The organism is Listeria grayi DSM 20601 (assembly GCF_000148995.1).
In the GTDB taxonomy this organism is placed as follows: domain Bacteria; phylum Bacillota; class Bacilli; order Lactobacillales; family Listeriaceae; genus Listeria; species Listeria grayi.
Genome location: NZ_GL538353.1, coordinates 825523 through 851423, shown reverse-complemented (window position 1 = coordinate 851423; position 25901 = coordinate 825523). Strand labels below are relative to the sequence as shown.

The 25901-nt window shown below is 41.2% G+C and carries 28 protein-coding genes; 3 read left to right on the top strand and 25 right to left on the bottom strand.

Features of this window, described 5'->3' with window-relative positions; genetic code table 11:
- Positions 1-171 precede the first annotated feature (171 nt).
- The 4 genes from HMPREF0556_RS13230 to HMPREF0556_RS11660 form a co-directional block, all read right to left on the bottom strand.
- Positions 172-840, bottom strand: coding sequence for a ComF family protein (locus HMPREF0556_RS13230; protein WP_003758850.1), 669 nt, complete (start codon positions 838-840; stop codon positions 172-174).
- Positions 837-2147 carry an ATP-dependent helicase ComFA gene (locus tag HMPREF0556_RS11670; RefSeq protein WP_003758848.1) on the bottom strand — a complete coding sequence of 437 codons (1311 nt, stop codon included), beginning with the start codon at positions 2145-2147 and terminating at the stop codon, positions 837-839. The genes HMPREF0556_RS13230 and HMPREF0556_RS11670 overlap by 4 nt, the downstream gene beginning before the upstream one ends.
- Before the next feature lie 158 nt (positions 2148-2305).
- The gene (locus tag HMPREF0556_RS11665) at positions 2306-3157 is read right to left on the bottom strand and encodes a DegV family protein (protein WP_003758846.1); all 852 of its coding nucleotides are present in this window, start codon (positions 3155-3157) and stop codon (positions 2306-2308) included.
- 11 nt (positions 3158-3168) lie between these two features.
- Entirely contained in the window at positions 3169-3855 is a 687-nt protein-coding gene (locus HMPREF0556_RS11660) for a response regulator transcription factor (RefSeq protein WP_040486792.1), read from the bottom strand.
- Between the two features lie 398 nt (positions 3856-4253).
- On the opposite strand from HMPREF0556_RS11660, the gene HMPREF0556_RS11655 reads away from it, so the two are divergent.
- From HMPREF0556_RS11655 to HMPREF0556_RS11645, 3 genes are all read left to right on the top strand, one after another.
- Positions 4254-4886 carry a YigZ family protein gene (locus HMPREF0556_RS11655; RefSeq protein ID WP_003758842.1) on the top strand — a complete coding sequence of 211 codons (633 nt, stop codon included), beginning with the start codon at positions 4254-4256 and terminating at the stop codon, positions 4884-4886.
- Positions 4887-4889: 3 nt separating this feature from the next.
- Positions 4890-5444, top strand: a complete 555-nt coding sequence (locus tag HMPREF0556_RS11650; protein WP_003758840.1) for a GNAT family N-acetyltransferase — start codon at positions 4890-4892, stop codon at positions 5442-5444.
- A 210-nt stretch (positions 5445-5654) separates the two neighbouring features.
- Positions 5655-6740, top strand: a complete 1086-nt coding sequence (locus HMPREF0556_RS11645; protein WP_003758839.1) for an LCP family protein — start codon at positions 5655-5657, stop codon at positions 6738-6740.
- A gap of 41 nt (positions 6741-6781) precedes the next feature.
- On the opposite strand, the gene HMPREF0556_RS11640 is transcribed toward HMPREF0556_RS11645, so the two are convergent.
- The 21 genes from HMPREF0556_RS11640 to HMPREF0556_RS11540 form a co-directional block, all read right to left on the bottom strand.
- Positions 6782-7834 carry a glycosyltransferase family 4 protein gene (locus HMPREF0556_RS11640; protein WP_003758837.1) on the bottom strand — a complete coding sequence of 351 codons (1053 nt, stop codon included), beginning with the start codon at positions 7832-7834 and terminating at the stop codon, positions 6782-6784.
- 3 nt (positions 7835-7837) lie between these two features.
- Positions 7838-8962, bottom strand: coding sequence for an o-succinylbenzoate synthase (gene menC / locus HMPREF0556_RS11635; RefSeq protein WP_003758833.1), 1125 nt, complete (start codon positions 8960-8962; stop codon positions 7838-7840).
- A 5-nt stretch (positions 8963-8967) separates the two neighbouring features.
- Positions 8968-9708: a WecB/TagA/CpsF family glycosyltransferase gene (locus HMPREF0556_RS11630; RefSeq protein ID WP_003758831.1), complete on the bottom strand. Its 741-nt coding sequence runs from the start codon at positions 9706-9708 to the stop codon at positions 8968-8970.
- A gap of 140 nt (positions 9709-9848) precedes the next feature.
- Positions 9849-10583 carry an aggregation-promoting factor gene (gene apf / locus HMPREF0556_RS13625; RefSeq protein ID WP_003758830.1) on the bottom strand — a complete coding sequence of 245 codons (735 nt, stop codon included), beginning with the start codon at positions 10581-10583 and terminating at the stop codon, positions 9849-9851.
- Positions 10584-11200: 617 nt separating this feature from the next.
- A complete protein-coding gene (gene fabZ, locus HMPREF0556_RS11620; RefSeq protein ID WP_003758829.1) occupies positions 11201-11635 on the bottom strand; it encodes a 3-hydroxyacyl-ACP dehydratase FabZ in 435 nt (144 codons plus the stop codon).
- A 21-nt stretch (positions 11636-11656) separates the two neighbouring features.
- The gene (mreB, locus tag HMPREF0556_RS11615; RefSeq protein ID WP_003758827.1) at positions 11657-12655 is read right to left on the bottom strand and encodes a rod shape-determining protein MreB; all 999 of its coding nucleotides are present in this window, start codon (positions 12653-12655) and stop codon (positions 11657-11659) included.
- Positions 12656-12801: 146 nt separating this feature from the next.
- Positions 12802-14097 carry a UDP-N-acetylglucosamine 1-carboxyvinyltransferase gene (gene murA, locus HMPREF0556_RS11610; protein WP_036105602.1) on the bottom strand — a complete coding sequence of 432 codons (1296 nt, stop codon included), beginning with the start codon at positions 14095-14097 and terminating at the stop codon, positions 12802-12804.
- A gap of 320 nt (positions 14098-14417) precedes the next feature.
- Positions 14418-14654, bottom strand: coding sequence for a DUF1146 family protein (locus tag HMPREF0556_RS11605; protein ID WP_040486791.1), 237 nt, complete (start codon positions 14652-14654; stop codon positions 14418-14420).
- 62 nt (positions 14655-14716) lie between these two features.
- On the bottom strand, positions 14717-15121 hold the full coding sequence (locus tag HMPREF0556_RS11600; protein WP_003758820.1) for a F0F1 ATP synthase subunit epsilon: 405 nt from the start codon (positions 15119-15121) through the stop codon (positions 14717-14719).
- 21 nt (positions 15122-15142) lie between these two features.
- Complete coding sequence (atpD, locus tag HMPREF0556_RS11595; protein ID WP_003758818.1) at positions 15143-16564, bottom strand: F0F1 ATP synthase subunit beta; 1422 nt, start codon at positions 16562-16564, stop codon at positions 15143-15145.
- A 46-nt stretch (positions 16565-16610) separates the two neighbouring features.
- Complete coding sequence (locus HMPREF0556_RS11590; protein WP_003758817.1) at positions 16611-17480, bottom strand: F0F1 ATP synthase subunit gamma; 870 nt, start codon at positions 17478-17480, stop codon at positions 16611-16613.
- A gap of 34 nt (positions 17481-17514) precedes the next feature.
- Entirely contained in the window at positions 17515-19029 is a 1515-nt protein-coding gene (atpA, locus tag HMPREF0556_RS11585; RefSeq protein ID WP_003758815.1) for a F0F1 ATP synthase subunit alpha, read from the bottom strand.
- A gap of 26 nt (positions 19030-19055) precedes the next feature.
- Complete coding sequence (locus HMPREF0556_RS11580) at positions 19056-19595, bottom strand: F0F1 ATP synthase subunit delta (RefSeq protein WP_003758813.1); 540 nt, start codon at positions 19593-19595, stop codon at positions 19056-19058.
- Positions 19592-20101, bottom strand: coding sequence for a F0F1 ATP synthase subunit B (gene atpF / locus HMPREF0556_RS11575; protein ID WP_036105595.1), 510 nt, complete (start codon positions 20099-20101; stop codon positions 19592-19594). Before atpF ends, HMPREF0556_RS11580 begins: the two co-directional genes overlap by 4 nt.
- A gap of 57 nt (positions 20102-20158) precedes the next feature.
- On the bottom strand, positions 20159-20377 hold the full coding sequence (gene atpE, locus HMPREF0556_RS11570) for a F0F1 ATP synthase subunit C (RefSeq protein WP_003758810.1): 219 nt from the start codon (positions 20375-20377) through the stop codon (positions 20159-20161).
- A 68-nt stretch (positions 20378-20445) separates the two neighbouring features.
- Positions 20446-21162 (bottom strand): F0F1 ATP synthase subunit A, encoded by a 717-nt coding sequence (gene atpB / locus HMPREF0556_RS11565; RefSeq protein WP_003758807.1) that lies wholly within the window; start codon positions 21160-21162, stop codon positions 20446-20448.
- Between the two features lie 6 nt (positions 21163-21168).
- Complete coding sequence (locus HMPREF0556_RS11560) at positions 21169-21567, bottom strand: ATP synthase subunit I (RefSeq protein WP_003758805.1); 399 nt, start codon at positions 21565-21567, stop codon at positions 21169-21171.
- A 620-nt stretch (positions 21568-22187) separates the two neighbouring features.
- The gene (gene wecB, locus HMPREF0556_RS11555; protein WP_003758803.1) at positions 22188-23327 is read right to left on the bottom strand and encodes a non-hydrolyzing UDP-N-acetylglucosamine 2-epimerase; all 1140 of its coding nucleotides are present in this window, start codon (positions 23325-23327) and stop codon (positions 22188-22190) included.
- Between the two features lie 24 nt (positions 23328-23351).
- Positions 23352-23981, bottom strand: a complete 630-nt coding sequence (gene upp, locus HMPREF0556_RS11550) for a uracil phosphoribosyltransferase (protein WP_003758801.1) — start codon at positions 23979-23981, stop codon at positions 23352-23354.
- A gap of 144 nt (positions 23982-24125) precedes the next feature.
- Positions 24126-25367: a serine hydroxymethyltransferase gene (gene glyA, locus HMPREF0556_RS11545; protein ID WP_040486790.1), complete on the bottom strand. Its 1242-nt coding sequence runs from the start codon at positions 25365-25367 to the stop codon at positions 24126-24128.
- 108 nt (positions 25368-25475) lie between these two features.
- Positions 25476-25889 carry a low molecular weight protein arginine phosphatase gene (locus HMPREF0556_RS11540; protein ID WP_003758798.1) on the bottom strand — a complete coding sequence of 138 codons (414 nt, stop codon included), beginning with the start codon at positions 25887-25889 and terminating at the stop codon, positions 25476-25478.
- Positions 25890-25901: the final 12 nt, after the last annotated feature.

Here is a 25901-nt window from a genome sequence, read left to right as displayed (position 1 = left end):
AGATAAAACAAAAATCACAACCAAGAAGCGTTAACTTCTTACCTTTAGTCTACGGTATATACACTGTTTTTGCAAATATTTATACCATATTTTTGTAAAGGTTTTCTTTATTTTTATCCCATTATGATTTTATACTTTAGTTTCCACATTCGACCCGACCGCAAACCTTTTTTAACGAAAAATCGTAATTGCTTCAATTTGCTTTGCACCATGTTCATGCAAAAGTTCTGCTGCACAATGAAGTGTAGCGCCTGTTGTGTATACATCATCCACCAATAAAATCGTTTTGCCGTCTATAGTTGCATCCGCAGTCAAAGAGAAGATTTGTTCCATACGAAGTCGTTCTTTGCGGCTTTTTTTCGACTGTTTACCTTGCTCTTTTCGTTGCAGCCAGTTTTGGTACGGTTGGGCGATGACTTGCAAAAGCGCTTCTGTTTGATTAAAGCCCCGCTCTTGCAGACGGTCTTCATGCAGTGGAATAACAATGATTTCTTCTACCGAAAGCTGTTCCAATTGCTTTTGGAGCGGTCTGCTAAAAACACGTGCGATCTCATAGTCTCCTCGGAATTTAAATTGAGTTGTAACTTCCTTTGCAAATTCATTGTAGTGATATAGCGAATAGTTTTTTTGTAGATATGCACGGCCGCTAGTTCTCCAGCTTTCACAATCTCTACAGACTCCACTGACATCAGGTTTACTGCACCGCTCGCAACAAGGGGACTCTATAGGTTCAAAGGCATTCCTGCAGGTTTGGCAGCAGCGGTTTACATTGACCTCCCAAAAAGTCCAGCCGATTTTTTCCAGAATAACTGCTCCGCAAATAGGACACCTACGCTTCATCGCAGTAGTCCCGCTTCCCTAGCTAATCGGTTCATTTCATTGATTTGGCTGATCGCTCGGCAAATAGCAAGGGATTTTCCATAATGGAAAAAGCGTATCTCGCCTTGCGGGTATTCGGTTTTTCTTCCCACCCGTCCCGCGATCTGCACAAGTGCCGACTCGCTAAAAACTGCTTCTTCTGCACCGATAACACCGACTTGGACGTTTGGAAAAGTAACTCCCCTTTCCAGAATCGTAGTGGTGAGCAACAATTGTATTTTCCCTTGACGCAGTTTCTCTACTTTGCTCTTACGCTCCGGATCTTCTGCATAGACAGATTCCACATCTTTGTATGCCGCTTGAAAAAGCTGATAGCTTTTCTTCATCAGAGTAATGCTAGGAAAGAAGAGCAATACCGGTTTGTTTTTCGAGAGAATCATATCCAGCCATGTTTCGATCTGAAATGGCAGTTTGCCTTTTTTTAATCTCCTTTGCCAATTGCCTATCCAAACCGAGATTGGAACAGGAAGTGGATAGCCATGATATCGCGCCGGGATTTTGACATGATCGCGCAGCCCAGTCGCACATTCTTGTTGCCAAGTACGCGTTGGTGTAGCAGTAATATAAATTTGCGTACACTTTTCTTTCGCAGCTTTATCAACAGCATAAGCTAGAAGAGGATCTTGACTATATGGAAAAGCATCGACCTCATCTATAAAGACCGTATCAAAAGCTCGATAGTATCGGACTAGCTGATGGGTCGTCGCAATGACAAAGCGTTCTCCCAAGTACTTTTCTTCAGATCCGCCATATAAACAGCATTTCGAGACATGCGGAAATGCTGCTTCTAATCGCGGTTGTAATTCTAAGCATACATCTACCCGTGGTGTCGCCAGCGCCACGCGTTCGCCATTCTGCAAAGCCCGATCGATTCCGGCAAAAAGCATTTCTGTTTTGCCTGATCCTGCCACCGCCCATAGTAAGAGTGGCTTCTTCTCTACTACTGCTTGTACGATACGCTCACTTGCTTGCTGTTGCGCCTCCGACAAGTCTCCTTGCCATTCCAAAAATGTTCTCCTTGATGGTGCTTCTTCTTCGCTTTTTCTATAAAATAAAGTCGTGCAGGCATTGACGCGACCCATCTGAATACAGCGACGGCAATACAAACAATCCTTCTTCCCACATAAACAAGGCATCTTCCCAAAATCGTCCCGATTTCCGCAGCGAAAACAGCGAGGAGGGTTTCCATTGATCCCTGCAATTGTTTGTAAGCCATCCGTTGCTTCTAGTTCCGCCTTCGTATATAACTTCCCAGGAAAAACAGCCATTCTGCTACCTCCTTTGAAATAGTTATACACGATTTCTCCATTCTTTGCAGAAGCTACTTTCCTATTTTTAGCTAGGCTTCATTTCAAAAATAATATATTCTTCTATAAAAAAATAGTTTTTTGCACAGTGTTAGCTGCACAAAAAACTATTTTTACCTTTATTTGCTCGCCCAAGTCAATCCCAAAGCCTCTTCGCCTAAATGCGTTCCTATGACTGGACCGAAGTAAGACAAATGAAATTCAACCGTAGGGTAGTTTGTTTGTAAGACCTCTAGCCACTTTTGTCCACTCTCTGGATCATTGCCATGAATGACATAAGCTTGCTTTGCTTCTCCTCTTTTGACTGCTTGACCGAGTAATTCCTCAATTCGCTTCAATGCTTTTTTCTTAGTTCGTACTTTTTCAAAAAGTGTAATGACCTTATCTTCAAAATAAAGAATCGGTTTGATCTGTAATAAGCTTCCTATCAAGGCTTGCGCGCCTGAAAGGCGGCCGCCGCGTTGTAAGTTATTTAAATCATCCACAAGGAAATAAGCATCCATCGTTGTCAGCATTTTTTCCAACGCTTCGAGGATCTCCTGCGAATCACTGCCTTGCGCAATTAGTTCACTTGCTTTAATAGCTAGAGAACCTTGTGCCATGCAAGAAAGTCCAGAATCGATGCCGATCACTTCGATGCCTTCTACCATTTGACCAGACGACAGCGCATTTTGATAAGTTCCACTGATACCACTGGAAAGGTGGATGCTGAAGACATGGGTATACCCTTGTTCTTTCATTTCTTCAAATAATTGGACAAATTCCCCTGGTGAAGGTTGCGAAGAAGTTGGGAACTGGTCTGCCGCTTTTGCTTTTTCGTAAAATTCGGCTGTTGTAATATCAATTCCCTCTTTATAAACTTCACCGTCAATAATAACAGACAACGGGATGACGTGGATGTTATACTTTTCTACCGTTTCTGCCGGCAAATAAGCAGTGCTGTCCGTTACAACCGCAATCTTTTCTTTCATAATATCCCCCTTTAACGAATATAAACCCAACCATGCTTAATAGCAGTCACAACTGCTTGCGTACGATCATTTACTTTCATTTTCTGCAAAATACTACTCACATGATTTTTAACTGTTTTTTCACTGATAAAAAGTGCTTCCCCGATACTGCGGTTACTTTTCCCATCCGTCAACAATTGCAGTACCTCACATTCTCGATGGGTCAGCAAGTGCAATGGCATGTTCACTTCCGGCTGTCTGTAGCCATAATTACCCTGCGCAGAGCTGGAGCTGGCTAAATTTCGATATTCCCGAATCAATTTGATAGCGGCTTTTGGATGGATATAAGCACCGCCTTTATAAACTACTTTGATTGCTTCGATCAGTTCGTTCGCGTCCATTTCTTTTAATAGATAGCCGACTGCGCCAGTTTTCAAAGCAGATGAAACAAATTCATCAGAATCATGTATCGATAACATAATAATTTTTGCGCTTGGAAATTGCCTAATCAGCATCTCCGTGGCGTCTAAACCATTTACAGAGGGCATGTTGATATCCATCAAAATCACATCCGGACTCGCCTCTCTTACTTTTGACACAATATTTTTGCCATCTTCTGCTTCCAAGACCACTTCAAAAGAATCTTCCGTTTCAAGAATGTGTTTTAGTCCCTCGCGAAAGAGTTGGTGATCATCTACAATCATGATTTTGAGTGTCATTATGACTACTCCTCTCTTCATAAAAGTTATTTTGACCATGCAAAATAATCTTGTTGGTCAATTTATAGTGTTATTCATGATTTTCACCCTTTTTTAAGTAGTACTGGTTATTTATCATAACATACGCCAGAAATGGCCTGATGCCTTAGCTAATAACTTTCTATGCCATACAAAAATGTCTTAATACCTATTTACCCTTTTTCGACACCTGTCAAAAGTAATAGCAGAAATATTATAACATGGATTTGTTCCTACATCATCTCGAATAGCCCTTTTATGCAGAAACAACTGTACAAGCGTTCTACTATCCGCTAAAATAAAATCAGATTCGCTAGACTAAGTACAGCTTGCGGAAAAGGATTAGCTTTTAAGCAAGCGGCTTATATTGGAGGCATTTTATGCTGGAACAGTACCTTACCATCAAACAAACCGGTGAACATGAGATCGTGATCGATAAATCTCGCTTTATCTGTTCCGTTTCACGTGCAGAAACTGAGGAAGAAGCGCAATCATTTATCGCACAGATCAAAAAAAAGCATAATCAAGCCACGCACAATTGTTCTGCCTATTTGATCGGAGAAAGAGATCAACATCAAAAAGCCAACGATGATGGCGAACCAAGTGGAACTGCTGGCGTGCCAATGCTGGAGGTTTTAAAAAAACGCCGCTTAAAAAACACGGTGGTGGTCGTTACTCGCTATTTCGGCGGGATCAAATTGGGAGCCGGTGGTCTTGTTAGAGCTTATGGGAATTCTGTGAGCGAAGCACTCCAAGCGATCGGCGTCGTCGAACGGACACTGGCTACCTTAGTAAATTGTACGATTTCATATCCCCAACTTGGGAAAGTTGAAAATCTGCTTACGCAAGAAAATTATCAGATTTATGAAAAGAATTTCACCGAAAATGTTGTCTTGACCGTTTTTGTCGATCAAAATGATCTAGATACATTTGAAGCTTGGCTGATTGAAATGACGAATGGTCAAGTAGTATTAAAAAGGGGACAACAAAAATATCGCGAAAAGAGTGTTTAGTAAATGACAGACACTGAATTTTTAACGACTCTCCCAGAGGAGATCATCTCCAAGCGAGTCACCTTTAAGAAAACAAAAAGCGCTCATGCGGCGGCGCTTTTTTCCATTTGGTCGGATGAAGCTGTAGCAAGATACATGAATATCGAAAAATTCGCTACCGTTTCGCAAGCTCAAGAAATGATTCGATTGATCGAAGAAGAGCCTGCAGCCTGCCGTTATACATTATTCATTGAAGATCAGATCATAGGTTCGCTCGGCATCAATGATATCCTGTCTGCTGATAAGACAGCAGAGATCGGATACGAACTTGCCCAGCAATTTTGGCGCAGAGGCATTATGACTGAAGCGCTCACTACTTTTATCGAATTACTTGAAAAACAGACATATCTTCGCGGAGTCACAGCCAAGGTACTGCCCGATAATACCGCTTCGATCCGCTTACTAGAAAATCTGCACTTCGATTATCAGTCCACTACGAAGGAATTCGAGCTATATACACAAGACGTTTGTACGGTTCTGAATTTTTTTCGCCAGTTTCAGTCTCTAAAAGATACTTAAGAAATATTTAAATTTTCTTCTTTGTATATATATTTCGCATTTCATTAGGTATAATAAAGCGAGTACACACAAAATCGCTTTAATCTTTTTAAGAATTCTTTAGTTTTGTGTAATCTTCTTGTAGGAAACGCATGATAAAATGTTATCAGTGCGCAAAGCATTACAAACCAACTTGTTGTTGCTAAACCGAAATTTAAGGAGAATTGATATATGACTAAACAACCGAAAGATCGCTCTGCCCTGCGAAAATACAAAAAACGCAGAAGAGTTCTGTATTGGGTCTTGATTCCACTCATGGTGATTGTTCTATCTGGAGTCGGCTATGGTACTTACTTATTTGCAAAAACGAAACTAGCTGCTGATAATGCCTTTGAAGATGTACGGGACGGCAAAATGTCCGATCTGCGTACTTCCGAAGTGGAGCCTATCAAAGACAGTTTTTCTATTCTATTGATCGGTGTCGATACTGGTAAGAAACGAGCGTCTGACGGCCCAGCCCGAAGCGACTCGCTGATCTTAGCGACATTCAATGTGAAAGAAAACCGTGTAAAAATGACGAGTATCCCTCGTGACTCTTATGTACACATCAGCTACCCTAAGAAAGATATTGATACGTATACGAAAATAAATGCTGCTCATGCATATGGCGGCCCAGCGTTGACGATGCAGACGGTGCAGGAACAATTCAAAGTGCCGATCGATTATTATGTCCGATTCAATTTCGATTCATTCTTATCTATTGTTGATGCCCTCGGCGGTATCGATATGGACGTTCCAGTTACTTTCACCGAACAAAATTCAGACGATAAAGCAGGAGCGATCACACTTCACAAAGGAAGACAGCATTTGAACAGTGAACAAGCTCTAGCACTTGCTAGAACTCGTCACATCGATAACGACATCGAGCGCGGCAAGCGTCAGCAAATGATCATCAAAGCAATCGTGAAGAAAGCTTCTTCTATTAGCTCAATCAGTAAATATTCCAGCATTATCGACACCGTTGGAAAGAGCATGAAAACAAACTTGAAGTTTGATCAGATGCTTTCGATCGCTAAATACGGGATGACACACGATATCAAAATTGATTCTTTAGATCTTAAAGGCGGAGACGACCCGACAGATACGGTTTATTATTACAAATTAGATGAAAATTCTGTTCAGCAGATCGGTAATGAGTTTGCTAACGAATTAGACATCAACAAACCATTCCCAGGAGTACAGACTTATTCCGAAGCAATGAAGCAGGAAAATAAAGATTCTTCCTCAACGTCAACATCCGGAACAAGTTCTCCGTGATCACTAAAAAGGCTTCCTTCAATAATCGAAGGAAGCCTTTTTTATCTTCGTTTACGATGGATCTTCTGCAACAACTGCAGTATCGGCCGATAATTTTCCCCAACCAGACCAATAAATTCCACGATCACCTCTACACTTATAAGCAATAAGATCAACAAGATAGCCGCGCCCCAAGTAGTCGAAAACGAGAATACGAAGCCAGTCATTGAAAACAGCAATGCCATCGCATAGATCAGCAGCACCGTTTGGCGCGGTGTAAAGCCTAACGCCATCAGTCGATGATGCAGATGTGATCTGTCTGCCATGGAAATCGGAACTTTCGCTTTCCATCTTCGGATAATCGCAAAAAACGTATCGGAAAGTGGCACACCCAAGATGATGATTGGTACTAATAATGAGATAAAGGTAACGTTTTTGAACCCCATCAACGATAAAACAGCAATCATGTAGCCGAGAAATTGCGCTCCTGTATCTCCCATAAAAATGCTTGCCGGTGGAAAGTTAAAAATCAAGAATCCTAATACTGCAGCAGCTAGCACAAATGCGATCGGCGCAACAAAGGTATCCTTCAGCAAGATCGCCATGCCCGCAATCGTCATCAACGCAATAAAGGAAACTCCTCCTGCCAAGCCATCTAAACCATCGATCAAGTTGAGCGCATTAATGATTGCCACAATCCACAAAATAGAGATCGGGATCCCAAACACACCGAATTCCAGCTGTCCATAAAAAGGGATATTAATAAAGCCAATCGAAATATGCCCCCAAACCGTGACACATAATGCAGCAGCAATCTGGCCAAGCAATTTATAACGCGGCGCGAGTTCAATAATATCATCTATAATTCCTAAAATCACAATAATCAAGCCACCGACATAGACCGGCAAAAATTCCATCCAATCAATCGGCAAGAAAATGACGCCAGCTGTAAAGCCAAGAAAAAAAGCCACGCCGCCTAATGTAGCGGTGGTTTTCTTGTGCATATGCCTCTGTCTTGGCACATCTACCGCGCCAATCATAAAAGCGAGTTTCCTGACGACAGGCACTAAGATAAGCGCCACCAAAAAGCCAACTAAAATACTCCACCAAATCACCTATCACTCACCTTCTTTCTTATCGAAATAATATGTACCTTCACTTTTTGTAAACGTGCTCAGATCTTCTCGCAGTTCAACACCGATCCCAATACCAGAAGGAATACGTAGCGAGCCGTTTTCCAACACAAAATCTTCTGTCAAAATATCTTTTTCGAAATAACGGTCTGTCGCTGAGATATCCCCAGGGAACGTAAATACTTCATTCCCAGCCAAAGCCAAATTAAAAGCTCTCCCAATCCCCGCTTCATACATACCACCACACCAAACGAGCAGTTTGTTTTCCACACAAAATGAAATAATATCTAACGCTTCTGCGATCCCGCCAACTCTAGCGATTTTCAAATTAACTGCCTGACAGCTTCCCAAACGATAAGCTTGCTCCAAATCAGCAAGCGAACGGATATTTTCATCTAAACAGATTTTTGTCTGCAACTGTTTTTGGAGTTCTGCATGATAAAACAGATCGTTTACACCAAAAGGCTGTTCGATCATTTCCAAGTCAAGTGTGTCTATTTTTTTCAAGAGTTCTATATCCTGCCAGTCATAGGCAGAATTTGCATCTGCCATCATAGAAATAGACGGATATGCTTCGCGAACTGCTTTTAGATGTTCATAGTCTGAGCCTGGTTTGATTTTGATCTTGATACGCTGATAGCCTTCTTTCAAGTATGCTCCAACTGTTTTCACCAATGCTTCCGGCGTCGGTTGGATCCCAATGCTCACACCTACAGGAACAGTGCTTCTTTGCGTTCCCAGCAATTCGGCCAAGGAAATTCCTTTTCGTTTCGCATGTAAGTCCCACACCGCCGTTTCGACAGCAGCTTTGGCCATTTCATTCCCTCTGATCCAGCCAAACAGCGCTCTTACCTCTCGCGGATGACTAATCTCCTGCTTCATTAAAAGTGGCAGCAACAGCCTTCTAATAAGCCCAAATGCACCTTCTAAGGTTTCTTCGGTATAATCAGGCAACTCAAAAGCTTCTAATTCTCCATAACCAGTAAAGCCCTGCTCATCTTCTAAAGCCAGTAAAAAGAAGTGCTTGGCAGTCTGGACACCATAGCTAGTCTGGATATTTGCACGAAATGGCAAGGACAATTCTTTCCATTCTACTTTTCGGATCTGCATGTTCCTCACCTGTTTCTTCTTTTTTTCTCACGTCTGACCGCCATCATAAACTGCGGAATCGCAAAGTAGCGACGCCATCTGGAAGGATTCGTCATCAAGCGATAAAACCATTCCAACCGCAAGACGATCCAAAGCTTCGGCGCACGTTTGACGCTTCCAGAAAGCACGTCAAAGCTACCACCGACTCCCATGAAGATCCCTTTATCAAATGTAGGCAACTGCGATAAGATCCACTTTTCCTGCGCCGGAGCTCCTAAAGCCACAAAGACAAAGTCTGCTCCGCTACCACGGATCTCTTCCGCAATCGCCATGCTCTCATTCACATCAAAGTAGCCATGCCTGATCCCCACGATTTCTAACGCAGGATAAGCATCGGCTAATGTATTTTTCATTAATTCGCTTATTTCCGGCTTTGCGCCTAAAAAATAGACCCGTAATCTTTGCGCGCTTGCCGCCTCTAATACGCCCGTCAATGTATCAAACCCAGTTACACGTTCGGGAAGCGGATCACCGAATTGTTCAGCCGCCATTAAAATCCCGACGCCATCTGCAACGATATAGTCAGCTTGCAAAACAACTTGTTTAAAGGTGTTGTCTTGCCTAGTCTGCATGACGATCTCTGGATTCGCGGTCACAACAAACCGTTTTTTCCCTTCCAGTGCGTCTTGGATAAGCAGCTGCACAAATTCCGATTGCGTGACAGCCAAAAAAGGGATTCCTAATATATCTACTTGTTTTCGTTCCATATAATCAATTACTCCTCGTATAGACGATGATATCTTTTAGTTTATCATAAATCAATACGAGTTCCTAACCCTATCCGCGGCTTTCCACAAAAAAATAGGAAGCCTTAGCCGGCTTCCTATTTGATCATTTCATTTAATTCTTAGTACCAACCTTTAGATTCCCAGTGTGCTTTTGCATTGTCCCAAGAACCGTATCTTTCAGAAACATATTTGTCTGCTACACGTTCTTGGTTAGCAGCAGAATGATCCCCATTAAGATAAGAAGCGTCTAATTGATACTTCCCAACATAACGACCATTTCTAGCTGAGTAAGAACCGCCGGATTCGCGTTGTGCGATCCATGCTTTTGCAGAAGAGTTATTGCTTGAAGCAGCTGGTTTAGCTTCAGATGCAGTGCTTGCTTGTTGTTTGTTTTCAGCTGGTTGCGCTTGTTTTGGCGCTGGTTGTGCAGGTACTTGTTGTTTTGGTGCTGGAGCTGGTGTTGCCGCTACAGTTGGAGCCTCATTATTAGTGCCACCAATAGTTAATACTTGTCCTGTTACGATCAAATCGGAAGAAAGTTTATTCCAAGATTTCAAGTTAGCAACAGAAACGTTCTTCTTCTTAGCAATGTGACTAAGTGTATCTCCTTGTACTACTTTATATTTGGATACGTTAGAAGATCCTTCGTTAATTTTAAGAACTTGTCCAGGGAAAACGATGTTGGATTTTAGATTGTTTTCCTTCTTCAAGTCATTTATAGACACATTGTGAGTTTTCGATACTTTCCATAATGAATCCCCTTTTTGTACTTTAACCTCTGCGGCAAAAGTTGGGGTGGAGCTTGCTCCTGCGATAATCAATCCTGCAACTACCGCTACGAATGCTTTTTTCATGTAATAAAAACCTCCTTGTTAATTACGAGACTTATCGTACCACATGAAAAAACAGACTTGGTTACCAGAAAGTTAAACCTGTTTGACAGACGAGCCATATTTTGCGCTTTCATTGAAATATTTGTAAAAAAGCACGATTGCGGAATTTTTCAGACAACTTTAGTTTTTAGTGATTTCTGTCTTAAAAACCGACAAATCCCTTGTGCTGCAAGCAAATAACGATTTATCGTCAAAAAAAGTTCTTAGTTCATTAAATGAACTATTGATAGTAAAACAGACAATAATTGGAAAAATTTTCCATTACAATATTGAACTGTTTTTAGTGATTTTGTGGCTTGTTTTGTTGTTTTCTAGTTCTTTTTCGGGAAATTGAAGGAGTTTTATAACAAAATGTTACGAAAAAAGGCGAATTTGTGCGCTTTACTAATCAAAAATCTATTTTTGAGGGAGCTTTTTCTTTTCAAAATCGACATTTATTCTAAAGAGAAAATATCGTTTTATCCCGATAATAGCGCTACATAATCACTTTTTAACAGGTTGCCGAAAGCCAAATATTCCTGCATAATACTAAAAAAAAGAACCTACTCATTTTCACAAGCAAGCTCTTTTTTTCTCATTTATTCAGGTACATCCGATAAAGCAAACATAATTTCTGCTTCACAGACGATCTCATCTTCCACCGTTGCTTTCACTTTTGCTTTTGCAATAGCACCGCGCATTCTAGTGATTTCTGATTCTAAAACCAGCTGATCTCCTGGAATAACTTGGCGTTTAAAACGGCAACCATCAATGCCGGCAAATAAACCGATTTTATTTTCATTGCCATCAGCTCCTAGCATCGCGATCCCACTAGCTTGTGCTAATGCTTCTACGATCAAAACACCAGGCATAACCGGATAATCCGGGAAATGTCCATTGAAGAACTCTTCGTTCGCGGTGACATTTTTGATTGCTTTGACTTTTTTACCAGCCTCTACTTCAATTACTCTATCGATCAATAAAAAAGGATAGCGGTGAGGCAATATTTTTTTGATTTCTTTAATATCAAGCATGAACGATTTCCTCCTTATTACTTAGAATTTACTTGTCCCTTTCTTTTTAGAAAGAGCATCTAGTAAAATACCTGTTCCAAGCGCCACAACATCTAAAGGACTTTCTGTTACTAAAACAGGAACCTTCAATTGTTCTGCCAGCAATAAGTCTAAACCGTCCAGCAATGAGCCTCCACCTGTCATGATGATACCGCGGTCAATAATATCCGCAGATAATTCTGGTGGTGTTTGTTCGAGCACTTGTTTCGCCGCTTGAACAATGATCTGTAAGGAATCATGGATCGCTTCTTCCACTTCTTCACTTTGGATAGTGATCGTTTTTGGCAAACCGCTTAATAGATCTCTACCGCGAATCTCTAATTGTTCCTGCTTGTTCCCTTTAAAAGCTGTCCCAATTTGAATTTTAATGTTTTCAGAAGTTCTTTCACCAATCAATAAATTGTATTTACGCTTCACGTACTGAAGAATATCGTTGTCCCATACGTTACCGGCTACTTTTACGGATTGACTTGTTACGATGTCTCCCATAGAAAGGACCGCAATATCCGCCGTCCCACCGCCAATATCGATGACCATGTTGCCGCTTGGTTCATAAATATCCATGCCTGCACCGATCGCTGCGACTTTTGGTTCTTCTTCAAGGAAAATTTGCTTCCCACCGCTTTTCATTGCTACTTCTCTAATCGCATTTTGCTCTACCGTCGTGATATTCGTAGGGCAGCAGATCAAAATTCTCGGTTTTGAAAAAAAGGTACGCAAGTTAAGCTTTGTAATGAAGAAACGCAGCATCTCTTGTACAATATCAAAATCTGCAATCACACCGTCTTTCATTGGTCGAATCGCAGTAATATCTCCAGGTGTTCTCCCTACCATATTTCTTGCTTCAGTACCAACGGCTAAAACTGCACCCGTTTTATTGTTTACTGCTACTACAGATGGTTCATTAATCACAATACCTTTTCCCTTAACATGGATCAATACGTTTGCTGTTCCTAAATCTATGCCGACATCTTTTGCCATCTATCCATTAACTCCTCTCTTAATATGTATTTATCTTTTTATTTACACGCTTCTTTTGAATTATAGCACAAATCAAACAACGTTAGGAAAGCTTTTTCATAAAAAAACACCCCGTCAAAATTATTTGACGAGGTGTCGGATATTAATTATTCAAATAGAGAGGCAATTGGTTGAGTTTTTAAAACTTCATCATCTACACGTTCGATGTCAGCACCAAGCGCTTGAAGTTTTTTGTGGAAATTGAAGTAACCACGATCTAAGTATTTCAATTCTGTCACTTGTGTATATCCTTCAGCTACAAGTCCTGCAAGGATAAGTGCAGCCGCTGCACGTAAATCTGTTGCAGCAACTTCAGCTCCTTGAAGTTTTGCAGGTCCAGAAATAATAACCGAATGGCCTTCGATTTTCATGTCAGCATTCATGCGGCGCATTTCTTCCACATGCATAAAGCGATTTTCAAAAACCGTTTCTGTCATTAGGCTTGTACCTTCACTAAGCATTTGGATAATTGTCATTTGTGCTTGCATATCAGTAGGGAAACCTGGGTGAGGCATTGTTTTCACGTCAACAGCTTTTAGTTTTTCTGGAGCTATAACACGGATCCCTTTATCTTCCTCGATGATTTGAACGCCCATTTCTTCAAGCTTTGCAATAACGGAACTAATATGTTCTGGCACTGCATCTTCAATCAGAACATTACCGCCAGCGATTGCAGCAGCGATCATGAATGTTCCTACTTCAATACGGTCAGGAATAATATTATGTTCAGTTGCTACTAGTTCTTTCACGCCCTCAATACGGATAACTTCCGTACCAGCACCAATAACGCGTGCACCCATTTGATTCAAGAAGTTAGCCAAGTCAACAATCTCTGGTTCACGTGCTACGTTTTCGATAACAGTTGTACCTTCTGCAAGTGTCGCTGCCATCATGATATTTTGAGTTGCTCCTACACTAGGAAAATCTAAGTAAATTTTTGCACCTGTCAATTTTTCAGCAGTTGCTTCAATATAGCCATTTTCAATGTTCACGACAGCTCCCATTGCTTCAAAGCCCTTCAAATGAAGATCTACCGGGCGCGAACCAATCGCACATCCGCCTGGCAATGCCACTTTAGCAGAACCAGTTCGAGCCAACAAAGGCCCCATTACAACAACAGACGCCCGCATTTTACGCACATACTCAAACGGTGCATCAGAAGTGATCGCCCCGCTTGCATCTACAGTAACTTGTCCATCTTCAAATTGCACATCTGCGTTTAAATACTTCAATACTTCATTAATCGTATAGACATCTGATAAACTAGGTACATTATCTAATTTGCTTTTGCCTTTGCTCGCCAGTAAAGTTGCAGCAATAATTGGAAGAACAGCATTTTTTGCACCTTCGACCTTAACGGTACCGTTTAATTGTTTTCCTCCGCGAACAATAATTTTTTCCAAAACTAACCCCTCCGTGTTACTGATAACATCAATCAATTATTATTTATTCTCATTTACTTTATTTAGTTCATATAATTAATAATATCCAAATCATTCTACCATTTTTTACTATAACATTTCAACCGAAAAAAGACTACTAGAATTACTTCTATAAGTATACACAGAATGTAAGAAATTAAACTGTTTTCCATGAAAATCATGCTAAATTACCTAGGAAAAAGTTAATTACCTTGAAGATTTTGGCAAATATTATTGGCCACAGTAGAAAATTAGGCCTTTAGTAACAATTGTAACATTTAACATCTTTTCGACATATTTTGTTAAGAAAATAAATTCACGAGCTGTTTCGAAGCGGCAAGATATTCGAGAAAAAACTTGCTGACTGTATAACCGATCGCCACGGAAAGCAGTACGAAAAGCAATCTTGCTTGCATGACATGATTTTTTTTCAGCCATTTTTCGTATTGGATCGCTTGTAATGCCCAAAAAGCAATCACGGTGAAAAGTAGATGCGAGATGATGATCGTGATGGGTTGCTCCATAATAATATTATACATTTTAGTCTCCTTCCTTTTAATGAAGAAAAAACTCTCCATCTTTACGACAGAGAGTTTGGTTTTTAACGATGATTTTTTGCTTGAATGCGGTTTATTGCTCGTCGAAGCGCCAATTCAGCCATCAACTCGTCTACTTTTTGATCTTTTGCGAGTTGAAGTTCTTGTTCAGCACGTTCTTTTGCCTTCTCAGCGCGGTTGATATCAATATCTTGTTCACGTTCTGCCGTATCTGCTAGGATATTAACTTCTTCCCCATTAACTTCCATAAAGCCGCCGTTAACAGCCACCCATTCTTCTGAATCCTCCAACTTTATGCGGACGATATCAATGTTGAGTGGTGCGACAAGCGGGACATGTCCGTGCAAAATACCAAGTTCACCGGCTTTTGTCCGAGCAATCACCATATTAGCGTTACCTTCGTAGACAGGACCATCGGGAGTAACAATACTTACGTTTAATGAGCTCATTTTGTATCCCCTCCTGGATTATCAGACTTCAACGCCCATGTCTTTCGCTTTTTCCAGCACTTCTTCAATGCGTCCAACTAAACGGAAAGCATCTTCAGGAATGTGGTCATATTTACCAGCTAGAATATCCTTAAATCCTTTAACAGTTTCTTTTACTGGTACATACGAACCTGCTTGACCAGTAAATTGTTCTGCTACGTGGAAGTTTTGAGATAGGAAGAACTGCACGCGACGTGCACGTGAAACAGCTAGCTTATCTTCATCAGATAATTCATCCATACCTAGAATAGCAATGATATCTTGCAGTTCACGATAACGTTGCAATAAACGTTGTACGCCAGTTGCGATATTGTAATGTTCTTCTCCTACGATCTCTGGAGAAAGCGCACGGGAAGTAGAAGCAAGTGGGTCAACAGCTGGGTAAATACCTTGTTCTGTTAATTTACGTTCCAAGTTTGTTGTTGCATCTAAGTGAGCGAATGTTGTTGCTGGCGCTGGGTCAGTATAGTCATCGGCTGGTACATAGATCGCTTGGATAGAAGTTACAGAACCTACATTTGTAGAAGTGATCCGTTCTTGTAATTGTCCCATTTCCGTTGCCAGTGTTGGTTGGTAACCAACGGCTGATGGCATACGGCCTAATAGCGCTGATACTTCTGATCCGGCTTGAGTAAAGCGGAAGATGTTATCAATAAACAGCAATACATCTTGGTGTTCTACATCACGGAAGTATTCCGCAATTGTAAGACCAGTTAGGGCAACACGCATACGAGCACCTGGTGGCTCGTTCATTTGTCCAAATACCATGGCTGTTTTTTCAATAACGCCAGAATCTTTCATTTCAAAGTAAAGGTCGTTCCCTTCACGAGTACGTTCTCCAACGCCGGCGAATACGGAAATACCACCGTGTTCTTGAGCGATGTTATTGATCAATTCTTGAATAAGTACCGTTTTACCTACACCGGCACCACCGAAAAGTCCGATTTTACCACCTTTAACATATGGCGCTAGCAAGTCTACTACTTTGATACCTGTTTCCAGGATCTCCGTTTTCGTTGCTAGTTCATCAAAAGTTGGTGCCGGACGGTGAATTTTATTACGCTGTATATCCGCTGCAATTGGTTCGTCTAAGTCGATAGTTTCTCCTAATACGTTGAATACACGTCCTAGAGTAATATTTCCTACTGGAACAGTGATTGGACTTTCTGTATCACGTACAGCCATTCCTCTTTGAATACCATCTGTAGATTCCATTGCAATTGTACGAACCACGTCATCACCAAGTTGGATCGCAACTTCGAGTGTTAGACTGATGTCTTTTTCATTTTCGGACTTCGCTGAACCTTCCACAATTAGGGCATTATAGATTTCAGGCAGATTTCCGCCTTCAAATTTAACGTCTACAACTGGGCCCATAACTTGGATTACTTGTCCTTTTGCCATGCCGTTTTTCCTCCTCACTTACTTAACCGAAAATCGCTGGAACAGGCTACTCGAGTGCAGCTGCTCCTCCGACGATCTCAGTGATTTCTTGTGTAATCGCAGCTTGACGTGCGCGATTATATTGTAATGATAAATCATCGATAACATCCGATGCATTATCAGTTGCGCTCTTCATAGCTGTCATACGAGCAGCATGTTCCGCCGCTTTGGCATCAAGTAGGGAGCCAAAAATCAAACTCTCTACATATTGTGGTAACAAGACTTCTAGGATTTCTTCCTCAGAAGGCTCAAATTCATATGTGGTAAGATCTACTTCTTCTTCCCCCGCCTCGTGGAACTCTGTAAGTGGTAAAAGTTTTTCCTTACGAAGTTCGTTTGAAATGGAGTTGATGTGATGGATGTAATGGATATACACTTCATCAAATAGACCGTCTTCAAACATTTGAACCGTGTTTTTCGCGATTTCTTTGATTTCGGCAAAGCCTGGATGATCGGATATCCCTTGTACTTCAAGGACGATATTCATTCCTCTCGCTTTGAAAAAGTCACGGGCATTTCTACCAATCGCGATAATACCATATTCATCATCTGAATGATGATTGCTGTCGATTTCTTGGAATACGGATTTGATTACATTACTATTATACGAACCTGCTAGTCCCGTATCCGAAGTGATGACGATATGACCGATCCGTTTTACCGGACGTTTTACCATCATCGGATGGTCATTGCCATTTCCCGTAGCTGCTACGTGGGTCACTACTTCTTTGATTTTAGACACATAAGGCTGATAGGCGCGAGCATTCGCTTCCGCACGGCCTAGTTTAGAAGCAGAGACCATCTGCATAGCTTTTGTGATTTGGCTGGTTTTTTTCGTGGAACTGATTCGTTGTTTGATATCGATTAAAGATGCCAAAGATTTTCACCACCTTTGATTGGTTTGAAATTATTTATTCTTCTTCAGAAGCAACGAAAGTCTTTTTGAATTCGCTGATCGCATTGTTTACTGCGTCTGCTTCCGGAAGAGCTTTCGTTGTACGGATTGTTTCAAAAATTTCTGGGTGATTATGATCTACCCATGCGTAAAGTTCAGATTCAAATCTGCCTACATCGTTTACAGGGACATCATCCAAGAATTTATTAGTCAATGCGTACAAGATAAGCACTTGTTTTTCAACCTTTAGCGGTTTGTGTAAATCTTGTTTCAATACTTCGATCGTGCGTTTACCACGTTCTAGTCTTGAGCGGGTTGCTGCATCTAAGTCGGAACCGAATTGAGAGAATGACTCCAATTCACGGTAAGCTGCTAAGTCCAAACGAAGTGTACCGGCAACTTTTTTCATTGCTTTGATTTGAGCGGAGCCCCCAACACGAGATACGGAAAGTCCAGGGTTGATCGCTGGGCGCACACCAGAGAAGAACAAATCGGATTGTAAGAAGATTTGCCCGTCGGTGATCGAAATAACGTTCGTTGGGATATAAGCGGAGATATCTCCGGCTTGTGTTTCAACAAATGGAAGTGCAGTGATCGAGCCTCCACCTAGTGCCTCACTTAGTTTAGCGGCACGTTCAAGTAAGCGGGAGTGCAAGTAGAATACATCCCCTGGATAAGCTTCACGACCTGGAGGACGACGAAGTAATAGGGATAATTCACGGTAAGCTGCTGCTTGTTTGGATAAATCATCGTAAACGATCAAAACGTGTTTGCCGTTATACATGAATTCTTCACCCATTGCTACCCCAGCATATGGTGCTAGGTAAAGTAGTGGTGCTGGTTGAGATGCGGATGCAGATACAACGATCGTATAATCTAATGCACCGTGGCTACGTAAAGTTTCCACAGCGTTACGTACTGTAGATTCTTTTTGGCCGATCGCTACATAAATACAGATCATATCTTGGTCCGCTTGGTTTAAGATCGTATCGATCGCAACAGAAGTTTTACCTGTTTGACGGTCACCAATGATCAATTCACGTTGACCACGGCCGATCGGAACCAAGGCGTCAATCGCTTTGATACCAGTTTGTAGTGGTTCATCAACGGATTGACGTTGCATAACACCAGGAGCAATTGCTTCTACCGGACGAGTTGCGCTTGTTTCAATTGGGCCTAGGCCATCAATCGGTAAACCTAATGAGTTGACGACACGTCCAATTAAAGCCTCCCCAACGGGAACTTCCATGATTTTACCAGTACGGCGCACTTCATCGCCTTCGCGAATCTCAGTATAAGGTCCAAGAATAATAATACCAACATCATTCGTTTCTAAATTCTGAGCCATACCCATAACACCATTGGAGAATTCTAATAGTTCTCCTGCCATTGCATTATCAAGTCCATGAGCTCTTGCAATACCATCACCAATATACGTAACAGTACCGACATCACTCACTTTTAATTCAGATTGATAATTTTCAATCTGTTGTTTGATAATCGAGCTGATTTCTTCAGCCTTGATGCTCATTAAATTCACCCCTCGTTAAACGGGAACTAAGCCTTAATTTGCCGTTCCATGTCTTTTAATTTCGTTTTGATCGTATCGTCATAGATACGGTTGCCGATAACCACTTTCACGCCGCCTAATAAGGAAGGATCAATATGATTATGGATATTCAATTTATTCTTATTCATTTTTTTCGCAAACGCGTTCGATAAAGTTTCCTGTTCTTTTTCCGACAATGGAATAACAGAATATACTTCTGCATCAGCAACACCGTGGATATCATTGACATACTGTTGATAGACGTCGATGATTGCTAATAAGTAATCTTCCCGTGCTCGATCGATCAACAAAGAAATAAAGTTTTTAAGCTTTTCATCTAATCCGGCAATTACACTATCTACTAATGATTTCTTTTGCTCGATCGTGAAGGTTGGGTTATCTAGTAACTTAATGAAATCGGGTTGTGCGGTGAATGCTTTTTTTATTTCTGTTAATTGAGCGGCATAGGTATCTAGCGCATCGTTTTCTTTTGCGACGCTTAAAAGCGCATTGGCATAGCGGCTAGCTACTTCGATATCTTTACTCATTTATCATCAAGCCTTTCGATGTACTCTTCGATTAGGCTGGACTGAGCTTCTTCATCAAGATTTTTCTCAATAACTTTCGATGCGATAAGGACAGATAAAGAACCAACTTGATCGCGAAGAGCTGCGATCGCATCTTCTTTTTCGCGTGCGATGTCGCTTTTTGCTTCTTCTTTCAAACGCTCAGATTCGCTGCGCGCTGTTTGAATGATAGATTCACGCTCTTTTTCGCCAAGCTGTTTCGCATTTTCAATCATATTTTGAGCTTCTACTCTAGCTTCTTTAAGAACTTGTTTTTGTTCTTCTAACAGACCTTCAGCTTGTGCTCGGCTTTCTTCAGCCGCATCAATTTCAGAAGCAATGTGTTCTTCACGTTCTTTCATGATACCCATTAACGGTTTCCACGCAAAAATGCGGATCAGCGCTAATAGAATAATGAAAGCAACCAACGTAAACAGTACATCTCCCGCTGCAAATTCAGCACCTATTACAAATTGTGGATGTAACACGCCACGTTCACTCCTTTCCAAACATTCGCTTTAAACTACTCAGACAAGATTCTATGATTATTTATTAAGAACCATGAACGCAATAACAACAGCGATGATCGGAAGGGCTTCAACTAGCGCGATACCGATGAACATGATCGTTTGTAGCATAGAACGAGCTTCTGGTTGACGTGCAACACCTTCAACAGTTTTTGAAACAATAAGACCATTACCAATACCGGCACCTAACGCACCTAAACCTACTGCGATAGCAGCTGCAATAACACCTAAAGACATAATAAAAATCCTCCTTGATTTCTTTGAAATTTTTTATTTTAAGAATGACTGGTTCAATAAGTTTTTAATTAATGTTCGTCGCTAACTTTGTGAGCCATATAAACCATGGTTAGCATTGTAAAAATGTATGCTTGGATCGCTCCGATAAAGACGGAGAATGCTTGCCAAGCAATAGCAGGGATAATAGAGAAAATACCTACGAATATATTGACATGCGCAAGTTGTGTCGCAATCAAGGATAACAGTACTTCGCCGGCAAAGATATTACCGTAAAGCCGTAGTCCTAACGTCAATGTATTTGCAAATTCTTCTATTATTTTTAATGGGAATAAGAATTTCATCGGACTTAGATAAGTACCTGAGAAATAATTCTTAAATCCGCGCATCTTCACACCATAATAATGTGTCAGCGAGACGATCATGATCGCGAGTGTCAGCGTTACGATCGGATCTGCGGTTGGCGAGCGCCACCATACATTTCCGTGAACGGCGATTTGCATTGGCAAGCCAAGCATATTTGCTACAAATACAAACAACAATATCGTAATACCTAAAACGTGAAAGCGTCCACCCGTTTTCCAGTCCATATTACTGTTAATAATATTTCTAACAAAATCCATTACCCACTCAATAAAGTTTTGTTTTCCTGTTGGGCGCCGCTTTAAGTTTCTCGTACAAAAAATCGCAATAAACAGCACGATCACACAAGTAACAGTAATCATCAGTACATTGGATAGATTAAACGAGATCGGACCCAACTTTAATATTGGAAAATGTTCATCCAACTTGGTTCACCCCTCTCTTTTTGCAAACTTTTTTCTACGGTATAAGGAATAAACAATAAAATCTAGAAATGTAATCACATACACTAACCCTACGCCAAGCAGCGTACTATATATATGAAAATACTCAGGAAGTTTTGTCGCAATTATAGTTGCAAGGATAACACTACCTATTCTAGCAATCGTTCCCATTCCGTAGAACGGCTTGTTCTCTGCAAGCGCCTTTGTCATTGCATGAGTTCTTCTCATAAGCAGCCAGTAATTAAACCAACCTACGATAAGCCCCAATTTAAGTCCTAGAAATATGTGCACATAGGGAGTGAAGAACCAGCCTAATAGACAGGCACCAATGAAAGCAGCAAGATATTTTTCGTGTCGTTGATACATGCCGATCAGTGACTCTAACATGTTGGATGCAATCCTTTCTGCCTTAAAATAGCACTCTGTCTATAAGAAACAGAGACTAGAGGGCAACATTGTGAAAATAAATACATTCCTTCCCCTTAACCCTTTTTCCGCCACGTCTGAAAGCCTTATCAGCGTGTCATTTTTAAGCATACACAGGGCTAGAAGAAAAGTCAATACGCTTTCACAAATTACTCAACCTCATGTTAATAGTAACATAATTAAGACCTTCTACAAAACAATTGTTAGAAAAATCGCTAATATTTAACAATTTTAAAACGACGTTCCAAATACCTTAATGAAAAACCTACAACACCTCCAAATGATCATGAAATCACGTTTGATTTCTCACAAAACAAAATAAAAAAAGTCCTTCACCAGATTGGTAAAAGACTTGTATTTGTTTTCCAAGCAATCAAGTTCTTTTCCAATGCAAAAGAACGGAAAAAATGCTTATGCAAGAAGCACTTTTTGGGCTCTGCTATCAATAACATTGTAAATCTTATCACATGTTACGGAAAAGCTCTAGTGAAATCGTGTCTTGTAACGAATATGTAATATTTATCCGCTTACATTGATAAATAAAGAAAAAGAGCCGATTTTTCTAGCTCTTTTTCCTCTATTTATACAGTAAAATCTGTCGGTTTTTCCGTGTTTTCAAAATAACTACGGATCGCTGCCAAGATTCTTTTCGCTGCTTCGCCATCACCATACGGATTGCTGGCTTTTGCCATCGCCTCGTAAGCTGCTGGATCATCCAATAATTCCAAGGCTTCCTTATATAACGATTCTTTTGCCGTACCGATCAATTTCAAAGTTCCAGCCTCAACGCCTTCTGGCCGTTCGGTCGTATCGCGAAGAACCAGTACCGGAGTTCCCATTCCTGGCGCTTCTTCTTGTACGCCGCCGGAATCGGTAAAGACTAAATAAGCGCGTTTTAAGAAATTGTGGAAATCGATCGCATCCAATGGTTCGATCAGATGGATACGGGGATGGTCGCCGAGTACCTTCAACGCCTTTTCACGTACAGCCGGATTCAAGTGCATTGGATAGACTAATTCCACGTCAGGACGATCTTCCACGATTTGCCGAACCGCTTCAAACATTCCTTGCATCGGAGCGCCAAGATTTTCTCGACGATGTGCTGTCATTAGGATCAAACGATTATCGCCAAGGTTGTTTAAGATCGGATGGTGATAATCTTCTTTGACCGTTGTCTTCAAAGCATCGATCGCAGTATTGCCCGTGATATAGATGCTTTCGTTATTTTTCCCTTCTGCAAGCAAGTTGTTTTTAGCTTGTAGCGTTGGTGCAAAATGCAAGTCCGCTATCACACCTGTCAATTGACGATTCATTTCTTCTGGGAAAGGAGAATATTTATTCCACGTGCGCAGTCCTGCTTCTACGTGCCCAACACTTTTTTGCTCGTAAAATGCTGCTAGTCCAGCTGCAAAACTAGTGGTAGTATCCCCATGGACCAGGATAATATCTGGTTGATATTCCCGAATCGCTTCTGTTAAACCGTTTAAAACGCGTGACGTAATATCTGCTAATGTTTGACCAGCTTTCATGATATTCAGATCCACATCTGGGACCACACTAAAAATATCCAAAACTTGGTCTAGCATTTCACGATGCTGTGCAGTAATGACAACTTTTGAATCAAAGACATCGGATTGTTTTTGTAGTTCAATGGCTAACGGCGCCATTTTGATAGCTTCTGGTCTTGTACCAAACACACTCATTACCTTTATTTTCGTCATTAAAAGCTCCCTCTTTTTTTCCTCTTATTTTGTGCCGAATAAACGGTCGCCTGCATCTCCCAAGCCGGGTACGATGTAGCCTTCTTCGTTCAATTTTTCATCTAATCCTGCAATGTAGATGTCTACATCCGGATGTGCTTTTTCTAAAGCCGCTACGCCTTCTGGAGCTGCTACTAAACACATGAATTTGATATTTTTAGCACCGCGTTTTTTCAGACAGTCGATCGCCATGATTGCGGAACCGCCTGTTGCAAGCATTGGATCTACAACAATGAATAAGCGTTCTTCTACATCAGAAGGAAGTTTCACGAAATATTCTACTGGTTCTAATGAGTCGTGATCGCGGTATAAACCTACGTGGCCTACTTTAGCAGCTGGGATCAATTTTAAGATACCGTCCTGCATACCTAGACCTGCGCGTAAGATCGGAACAACGCCTAATTTTTTACCGGTCAATGTTTTGGCTGTCATTTTTTGGATCGGTGTTTCTACTTCAAAATCTTCTAATTCCATATCGCGAGTGATCTCGTAAGCCATCAGCGTTGCAATTTCGTCAACTAATTCTCGGAAAGCTTTTGTTCCTGTATTTTTATCTCGAACGATGGTTAATTTGTGTTGAACTAACGGGTGATTGATAATGTGTACATTTGACATTTTCCGCTCTCTCCTTCTTCTACTAAAAATTTCCTTCTCTTATTGTATCAGAAGATAACACATCTGCAAGTTTTTCTTGGAATTAATTCTTTTCTAGACAAAGACCTGCTTTCAATTAAAAAGCAGGTCTTTGTTTCTTTTGATTTATAAACTCGGATACAATGGGAAGGATGCTGTCAAATCGGATACTGCCGATTTCACTTTGGCAAGTACTTCTTCATCTTCGGAATCATGTAACACTTCTGCGATCAATTCTCCGACCTTAGCTGTTGCCGCTTCATCAAAGCCGCGGGTAGTGATTGCAGCTACGCCGATTCGGATTCCACTTGTCACAAATGGGCTCTCTGTTTCAAACGGGATCGTATTTTTATTGACAGTGATGCCAACTTCGTCTAATCGTTTTTCAGCTACTTTGCCGGTTAGGCCGAGCGGTTTTAGATCGATCAGCAGCAAGTGATTGTCGGAACCGCCTGTTAAGACGCTAATGCCTTGTTCTGTCAATGTCTTCGCTAACGCTTGGGAATTCTTGATGATTTGTTCTGCATACGTTTTAAATTCAGGTTGGAGAGCTTCCCCGAAGGCCACTGCCTTAGCAGCGATTACGTGCATAAGCGGTCCGCCTTGTATGCCTGGGAAAATGGCTTTATTTAGTTTCGCTTCCCACTCTGCTTTGGCAAGGATCAAGCCGCCACGGGGACCACGAAGTGTTTTATGTGTAGTAGAAGTAACGAAATCTGCATATAGGACAGGATTTTGATGGAGTCCAGCTGCCACTAGACCTGCGATGTGTGCCATATCGACCATGAGATAAGCCCCGACTTCATCAGCGATCTCGCGGAATTTGGCAAAATCGATTGCACGTGGATAGGCACTCGCACCTGCAACGATCATTTTTGGTTTATGTTCTAATGCTAATTCACGCACTTTCTCATAATCCAACAATTTTGTTTCAGGATCAACACCATATTCGATAAATTTATATAATAGTCCGCTGAAATTAACAGGACTTCCGTGCGTCAAATGACCACCATGAGAAAGGTTCATCCCCAAGACAACATCACCCGGTTTAATTGAAGCCTGATAAACAGCCATGTTTGCTTGAGCACCGGAGTGCGGCTGAACATTTGCGTATTCTGCACCGAACAATTTTTTGACACGATCGATCGCCAGATTTTCTACGATATCGACGTATTCACAACCGCCATAATATCGTTTTCCCGGATAACCTTCTGCATACTTGTTCGTAAGCACTGATCCCATCGCTTCAATCACTTGTTCACTGACAAAATTCTCAGAAGCGATCAACTCAATATTATTACGCTGTCTGCCAAGTTCTAATTTTATTGCATCAAATACTTCTTTATCCTGTTTTTGCAAATAAACCATTCCTCTGCCCCCATCCATTTTTTAAATTGAAAGAAAATTCCGTAATACCCTTATAATCCCTTATCTCATTAATAAATGCAAGTGTTTTTTATGAAAATACGATGATTTTTATTCTTTTTCAACAAAACGTTCGGATATAGCTTCTTGAAGTTCAGCAAAGCATGCTCGATAAGCCTCCATGGACTGGCCGTATGGATCAGCAATAGCTTTAGATGGGCGCAAGCTTTGGATGTTCTTTTTTACAAGTGGATAGCGATAACGTAATTCTTCTGCTTGTTGAGCTGTCATTGTATACACCTCATCTGCCCAATCCAGCAGTTCTTCGGAAACAAGCTGGGCATAATGTGTTTCATTCAAGCCATGCTCTCGCAGCAACTGTTTCGCAGACATCGCCAGCGGTTGACCTTGCAAGGCATGTGTTCCGGCTGACTGAACGTTCAGTTCCGGTCGCTTTTTCGCCAGTATCTTCTCTGCCATCGGACTGCGGCAGGTGTTCCCTGTACAAACAAATAAAACATTCACGGCACTCTCTCC